This window comes from Halomonas sp. 3D7M (genome assembly GCF_014897885.1).
Taxonomy (GTDB): domain Bacteria; phylum Pseudomonadota; class Gammaproteobacteria; order Pseudomonadales; family Halomonadaceae; genus Vreelandella.
Genome location: NZ_JABUZF010000035.1, coordinates 1 through 3,887, shown reverse-complemented (window position 1 = coordinate 3,887; position 3,887 = coordinate 1). Strand labels below are relative to the sequence as shown.

The 3,887-nt window shown below is 52.6% G+C and carries 5 protein-coding genes; 1 reads left to right on the top strand and 4 read right to left on the bottom strand.

The genetic code is table 11. The features are described from left to right. The coding region (locus INT22_RS00745; RefSeq protein ID WP_319021971.1) for an aminotransferase class III-fold pyridoxal phosphate-dependent enzyme at window positions 1-1,269 on the bottom strand (1,269 nt) is incomplete at its 3' end. 197 nt (window positions 1,270-1,466) lie between these two features. On the opposite strand from INT22_RS00745, the gene INT22_RS00740 reads away from it, so the two are divergent. Beyond that, window positions 1,467-2,732 (top strand): Zn-dependent hydrolase, encoded by a 1,266-nt coding sequence (locus tag INT22_RS00740; protein WP_193060036.1) that lies wholly within the window; start codon window positions 1,467-1,469, stop codon window positions 2,730-2,732. Between the two features lie 47 nt (window positions 2,733-2,779). On the opposite strand, the gene INT22_RS00735 is transcribed toward INT22_RS00740, so the two are convergent. The 3 genes from INT22_RS00735 to INT22_RS00725 all read right to left on the bottom strand — a co-directional run. Then, entirely contained in the window at window positions 2,780-3,082 is a 303-nt protein-coding gene (locus tag INT22_RS00735) for an antibiotic biosynthesis monooxygenase family protein (protein ID WP_083007283.1), read from the bottom strand. Window positions 3,083-3,274: 192 nt separating this feature from the next. Further along, window positions 3,275-3,607: an NUDIX domain-containing protein gene (locus INT22_RS21980; protein WP_193067509.1), complete on the bottom strand. Its 333-nt coding sequence runs from the start codon at window positions 3,605-3,607 to the stop codon at window positions 3,275-3,277. A 31-nt stretch (window positions 3,608-3,638) separates the two neighbouring features. Beyond that, a partial coding sequence (locus INT22_RS00725) for a transposase domain-containing protein (RefSeq protein WP_193067497.1) occupies window positions 3,639-3,887 on the bottom strand: 249 nt, incomplete at its 5' end.

Here is a 3,887-nt window from a genome sequence, read left to right as displayed (position 1 = left end):
GCCATAGCGCACGTAAAACCCAGCTTCCCACAAGGCTAAATGGGCATCCCTAGGGCGAATGGTGGGGTCGCCATCTCGGGGCGCCAATTGAAGTGCGCCCGCTAAGCCATAGTTACGAATATCAACAATGTGATTGCGGCCTTTTAGAGCGTGCAGCTTTTGTTCAAAAGCGGGCGCGATAGCACTTACCTGGGCAGGGAAGTTGTCACGCTCCATCATTTCAAGCGCCGCTAAGCCAGCGGCACAAGCGACAGGGTGGGCGCTATAGGTATAACCGTGGGAAAACTCAATGGCGTGTTGGGCACCGCCAGCGTGCATAAAAGTGTCGAAAATTTCGCTGGAAGCAATCACCGCGCCCATAGGAATAGCGCCGTTGGTGATCTGCTTGGCAACGTTCATGATATCCGGCGTAACGCCAAACGCTTCTGCGCCGGTAGTTGCGCCACTGCGACCAAAAGCAGTGATCACTTCATCGAATATCAGCAGAATATCGTGGGCGGTACAGATCTCGCGCAGCCGATCCAGATAGCCTTTGGGCGGCACAATCACCCCAGCAGAGCCAGACATCGGCTCAACGATCACAGCCGCAATGGTGGATGCATCGTGCAGGGCGATTTGATCAAGCAACGCATCAGCAAGCTCAGCGCCGGTTTCGGCTTGGCCACGAGTGAAGGCGTGACCTGCCTGCAGCGTGTGCGGCAGATGCGTCACATCCATCAATTGGCCATAGTGCTTACGGTTGCCACCGATGCCACCCAGGCTGGTGCCACCAATATTCACCCCGTGATAGCCCTTGGCACGGCCAATCATGCGTGTCTTCTCGGGCTTACCTTTTAGCCGCCAGTAGGCCTTGGCCATTTTGACAGAGGTATCAGCGGCTTCTGAACCAGAGTTAGTAAAAAACACATGATCCAGCCCAACAGGTGTAAGGCTGGCCACTTTTTCCGCCAGCTTAAACGCCAGCGGATGACCAATTTGAAAACCTGGCGCAAAGTCGAGAGTACCCAGCTGCTGCGCCACCGCTTTTTGGATCTCTTCACGATTGTGACCCGCGCCGCAGGTCCATAAGCCAGAGAGTGAATCAAACAGCTTACGGCCCTGGTCATCGATGTAATAGCGCCCTTTCGCGCCAGTAATCATGCGCGGGTTGGCACGGAAATCACGGTTAGCGCTAAACGGCATCCAATAGTGCTGATTAAGCGCGCCGGGAGAAGCGTTTTGTTCGTCAATAAACGCCTGAGGGGTAGTGTTGTTTTGTAGGTCAAACATGGTGTCCAGCTCCATCGCTATGAGACATAGCCTCAGCATGCGCCACTGAACATGTTTATAAAATTACGCTTTTCTTGTGTTCACGTTAGAAAATTTATACGTAATAAGCAGGCGTTTATCTCTACGCTGGCTGGTAACTAATGAATAAAAACGGTCAGCCGCCAGCTTTATATGTGCTAACTCATAAAGGAATGCTCATGAACTCGCTTGTAGAACCGAATACCGTGCTAGCCACCTTACGCACCGACAGCGACCGTCTTTGGCAATCGCTGATGGACATGGCGAAGCTGGGCGCGACTGCTAAGGGCGGCGTTAACCGACAGGCGCTGACGGATCTTGATCGACAGGGACGCGACCTATTTATCCAGTGGTGTCGTGCAGAAGGTTGCACCATCCGCATTGATAATATCGGTAATATTTTTGCCCGCCGGGAAGGCAGCGATCCAACAGCCAAAACCGTCATGGCGGGCAGCCACTTGGATAGCCAGCCCACTGGTGGGAAGTATGACGGCTGTTTTGGCGTACTTTCAGGCCTAGAAGTAATACGAACGCTTAATGAACACAACATCACTACAAAATCACCCATTGAAGTCGTTGCGTGGACTAACGAAGAGGGTTGTCGCTTCCCACCCTGCATGATGGGTTCTGGGGTATTTACTGGCGTGCTTGAATTTGACGCCATGATGGCACGCACCGACGCCGATGGCGTCACGGTGAGTGATGCACTGGATGCCATTCACTATCGTGGTAGCGATGAGGTCTCACCAAATGAGATTAAAGCTTACTTTGAACCACACATCGAACAGGGGCCGATTTTAGAAGATACCGACACCACCATCGGCGTGGTTATCGGTGGGCTTGGTCAAAAGTGGTTTGATTTAACCCTAACCGGGCTTGAAGCCCATGCGGGTCCCACGCCAATGAATCTACGTCGCGACGCCATGATGGGCGCAGCGGAAGTGACGCAAGCACTTAACCGAATTGCCTTTGATCATCAGCCCCACGGGCGCGGTACGGTTGGTTGTATGTCACTACATCCTGGCTCGCGCAACGTTATTCCCGGCCAAGTCAAAATGACCCTGGATATGCGCCACTGGGAGCCAGAAGCCCTGATCTCAATGAGTCAATCCTTAGCGACGGCCGTCGAAGAAATTTGCCAACGTCATGGGCTGGAATATGAATTAACGCCCACCGCAGATTTTGCCCCTGAGCACTTCAATAAAGCCTGTGTTGATGCAGTGCGCGAAGGGGCCGAGCAGCTCAACCTATCGCACATGGATATCATCAGCGGTGCTGGTCACGATGCCATGTTCGTCGGCCGTGTAGCCCCCGCAGCAATGATCTTTGTTCCCTGCAAGGACGGCATTAGCCACAACGAAATTGAAAGTGCCACTCCGGAGCATGTGCACGCTGGCTGTAACGTGCTGCTGCACGCAATGCTCAATGCCGCTGAGTTTTCCTAAATGGCTTTGCGCTACCGCACGGGGTTAAACGTGCGGTAGCCAACTCTTTATAGCACCACGTCATACCCTTCAAACTTAGGTGGGCCAAGGTAGATACCTTCCGGCGCCTTGGCGTTAGCATGAGCCTTGCGGAACGCTTCTGACTTGGTCCAGGCGCGGAAGGCTTCTTCCGATTCCCACACACTGTGGGAGATAAACACAGTGTGGTCTTCCTGGCTTTCGCCCTGCAGCATTTGGAATTGTTGAAAGCCCGGCACTTCATCCAAATGAGAATCGCGGTTACGCCATACCTCTAAAAAATCCTCTTCGCGGCCTGGGGCAATCCGAAAACGGTTCATGGCGATATACATGCACTCTCTCCTATTGAGTTTGTCTAACACGCTAGCGTAGCGGCCTGCCGCTTACGACGTCTATCCCTTGAGGGTAACGTCATGGTTTTATGACGAATAGGCGTTATGCCGAGCATAACCACAGGATACGGCATGGCTAAGGCACCCATCCAGGTCGTTTGGTTCAAACGCGAAAAAGCTGACAACCACCCACTACAAACCAGCTACTTTTGCATTTACGTATTGTGGATATTCGAATGCGGCTCTTAAAATCAAAAGGCATGAAGTAGTATGTGTAATACTTCCATTTAAAACGTATTCAACAGCAGTATTAAGAGAAACATTGAAAGGTTCAACCATATCATCGGCAGGAGGCCTAGCAGCTAGCTCATAGAGTTCTGTTGCAATGATAAGATGATCTCTTGTTCTAACTAGAGTTGTAAAAGGATCCGTTACACCGATAGATTTAAAGTGGCCTGCACCGATGCCAGCCTCCTCTGCAAGCTCCCGAGCAGCTGCTTGCTCAGGAGCCTCCCCCTCGTCTATCCGTAAGCGCCATTAAACCGACCCACTTGCCCTAACCGTATTGAGCCACATTTTTTAAAGCTGGCAGCTCTGCATTCCAGGGTAAGAGCGTTTCGAGTTGTTCGAGGGTAACTGCATCGGCGATGTGCGTCAGCACATGATGGATGTAAGCCGACGGCTCCAGTCCGTTGGCCTTGGCCGTTTCGATCAGCGAGTAACAGGTGGCGCTGGCTTTCGCGCCCTGCGAGGTATCGGCGAACAGCCAGGCTTTTCTTCCCAGAGCGAACGGGCGGATGGCATT